The organism is Armatimonadota bacterium (genome assembly GCA_037138755.1).
In the GTDB taxonomy this organism is placed as follows: Bacteria; Armatimonadota; Fimbriimonadia; order Fimbriimonadales; family Fimbriimonadaceae; genus Fimbriimonas.
Genome location: JBAXHT010000012.1, coordinates 1 through 2,867, shown reverse-complemented (window position 1 = coordinate 2,867; position 2,867 = coordinate 1). Strand labels below are relative to the sequence as shown.

Annotated in this window: 3 protein-coding genes; 2 read left to right on the top strand and 1 reads right to left on the bottom strand. The window is 54.6% G+C overall.

The window, feature by feature from the left end:
- Positions 1-286: 286 nt before the first annotated feature.
- A complete protein-coding gene (locus WCK51_15965) occupies positions 287-1,174 on the bottom strand; it encodes a LysR family transcriptional regulator (GenBank protein MEI7578385.1) in 888 nt (295 codons plus the stop codon).
- Between the two features lie 140 nt (positions 1,175-1,314).
- On the opposite strand from WCK51_15965, the gene WCK51_15960 reads away from it, so the two are divergent.
- Together WCK51_15960 and WCK51_15955 are read left to right on the top strand one after the other, a co-directional pair.
- A complete protein-coding gene (locus tag WCK51_15960) occupies positions 1,315-2,289 on the top strand; it encodes a sodium-dependent bicarbonate transport family permease (GenBank protein ID MEI7578384.1) in 975 nt (324 codons plus the stop codon).
- 167 nt (positions 2,290-2,456) lie between these two features.
- The gene (locus WCK51_15955; protein MEI7578383.1) at positions 2,457-2,789 is read left to right on the top strand and encodes a hypothetical protein; all 333 of its coding nucleotides are present in this window, start codon (positions 2,457-2,459) and stop codon (positions 2,787-2,789) included.
- The last annotated feature ends 78 nt before the right edge of the window (positions 2,790-2,867 follow it).

Genomic DNA, 2,867 nt, shown 5'->3' with positions numbered 1-2,867 from the left:
AACGGGTTGTAAATTGTTCGAACGACTTGGAATCAGTTCGAAATAGTCTTGGCGGGCTAGAAGATACCAGATCGCAAACAGCCTAAATCCCCCAAGGGCAAGACGATCAAGCTCTTGGGGTTCAGGTCATCATTCTAAATGTTGAGACAGTCACTAGTTGCGTGAGTTTCCAGACCCCTTTTTAGGCTGGTGCGTGTGTTCAAACTAGCCGCCACACTTCACCAATTAGCATGTTTTGTTGAGTCTCGCCGCCTGACCAATTCCGAACCCGTAAGCAATACCTAACTCAGACAAGACCAAGCAGTGGACGCAGTGCGGGATGCGCAAACCGCCTGCGCATGGTGATGGCGTAAAAATTTTCCTGGAATTGTTTGATCGTGCAACGCTCTACCAGAATGCCACTTTTAAGTTCATCCCTGACCACCACTGGCGCCACCAAGGCCAGGGCTCCTGTTTCTCTAGCCAGTAATCGCAACATGGCCATGTCATCGACTTCAGCCAAGATCTTGGGACGCACGCCTGCTTCATCCAGTGCGAGGTCAAAAGCGAGTCTGACAGCGCTGTCTTGGCTGGGCAAGATCAGCTGCTGGCCCTCCAAGTCGTCTGGAAAACTTAAGGACTTAACCTTGCGACGCCCTTGGACTGGGGCGACAGAAACCAAACTCATCGGTTGCTGTGCAATTCGTCGACTGACCCAACCGGCGGCTGTATCCCGTGGCGCTGATTCGTTCGACAACACCACATCCAAAGCGTGAGTCGCGAGTTGAGAAAGCAATTCCCGCATTTGCCCTGAGACAAGACGGATCTGCAAGTTGTCGTCCTTGAGCAGCGGCAGCAACCAATCGATCTGGAAGTTGCGCGACAAAGTCGCCACCGCACCCACACGTAAAACCGGACGTGCCACCGAAGGCGAACCTCGAAGCGTGCTCAACAACTCTTGGCCGGATTTGAAGATGGCGTCGGCATGCTCGAGAACGATGCGCCCGGCCTCCGTCAACTCCAGACGCCGATTTTTGCGCTCGAACAAAGCGTGCCCCAGTCGGTCCTCTAACTGCCGCAACTGAATCGAAAGTGCAGATGGAGAGATATGCAAGGCCTCTGCGGCCTTGGTGAGTTGGCGGCGATGCGCCACCGCCCAGAAGTAGCGCAGATGGTGAAAGTTCAGTTCGGCCATTTTCGGTTGAATCTCTTTGATTGTTTGATTAAATCAAACGAATTGTGCTGAAACATGAACTGGACGTAAACAATCACCTTTCCTAAAGTCTGGTTACTTGATTGTTGGCCCATCCCGAGGCCACTCACACAGGAGTCGATATGCCAGGTCTTGACCTACTTCTCACCAACATACTTCAACCCATCGTCCTTGCCTTCTTGCTGGGCACACTCGCTGGCGCCGTCAAGAGCGAACTGGAGCTTCCAGAAGCCGTCGTCAAGCTGCTGGCGATCTACCTGCTCTTTTCGCTCGGCATTACCGGAGGCCGAGAATTGGCCAAAGCGGAAATGGAAAGCCTTTGGCCGCTTCTGGGCATCACGGTGCTTATGACATTCGGCATCCCCACGTTGGCCTACATCGTCACGCGTCGCCTGGGCCGCATGGACATCAGCAACTCGGCAGCTATTGCTGCGCATTACGGCTCCGTATCAACGGCCACCTTCTTCGCCTCTATGAGCTTTGCTACGGCAATGGGAACCCCTGCCGAGGGCTACATGGCGGCCATGGTGGCACTCATGGAGTTCGGTGTCATCTACTCGCTGGTCATCGCTCGGGTCGCCATGGGGCGTGCCAATAGCGGCGGCGTGCAAGCCTCAGAACTGTTCCTTAGCGTCATTCGCGGCCGCGGCATCTTGTTGTTAGTTGGCGGCATGCTGATTGGCTACATCGCCACAGATAAGCAATGGCAACAAATCTCGCCCTTCTACGAGGGCCTGTTCCGCGGCATGCTGATGCTCTTCCTGCTGGAAATGGGAATCACCGCAGCCCGCCAGATCAAGGCATTCCGTCAAGTGGGCGTCTTCATGGCTGGTTTCGGGGTATTGATGCCGCTGTTGCACGGCTTGGTCGGAGTCAGTCTGGGGCATATGGTCGGCTTGACCGTAGGTGGTGCCTTCGTCTTCGGCGCCATCTGCGCCAGTGCGTCATTCATCGATGCGCCAGCAGCTTGCAGAGCTTCGCTGCCCGAAGCCAATCCAGGCATTTACCTGACCTCCTCACTGGGCGTGACTCTGCCATTCAACCTGCTGCTTGGTTTGCCTCTTTACTACGAATATGCCAAGTGGCTCGCAGCATGAGATCAATGAGGTTTAGCACCACTTGTTCGGTCTGTAAGAGCCATAAATCTCCCGCTTTAACGCTGACATCACCGGGGCTTTTCAGTTGGAGGCGTGAGAAAAAACGCCTAACCAACCGGTATGAACCTATATGAAACCACTGCATATAAGCATCAAGGAGCAAGTCCATGGCTACTAACAACACTTCATCTTCGAACCCACAGGCTGAAAAATTGGGTGACGTGCTGGACGCATTGTCCAGTGGCATCGCCAAAACCGCAGCCAACGAACCCAAGTTCGAGCCCCAACACCTGGCTCGAGAGGTCCCGGCCGAACCTACCGGTCAGCTCCTGACCGAAAAAATGCTCGCAGATCGTTGGGTGTGTTCAGTCGCACGCCTTCAGCGCTGGCGCACCGTCGGCGAGGGCCCGCAGTACTTGAAGATCGTGGGGAAGGTCTTGTACCGGCTCAAAGACATTGAGGCCTATGAAGAAGCCTGTCTGGTCCGGAAAGTGTTCTAGGAGCGTACCCAAGGAGGCCCCGAACAGGTTGTAAATTGTTCGAACGACTTGGAATCAGTTCGAAATAGTCTTGGCGGG

What these genes read in the sequence shown, in the direction of transcription:
- WCK51_15960 (MEI7578384.1), top strand. Translation starts at nt 1,315, where the DNA reads ATGCCAGGTCTTGACCTACTTCTCACCAACATACTTCAACCCATCGTC.
- WCK51_15965 (MEI7578385.1), bottom strand. Translation starts at nt 1,174, where the DNA reads ATGGCCGAACTGAACTTTCACCATCTGCGCTACTTCTGGGCGGTGGCG.
- WCK51_15955 (MEI7578383.1), top strand. Translation starts at nt 2,457, where the DNA reads ATGGCTACTAACAACACTTCATCTTCGAACCCACAGGCTGAAAAATTG.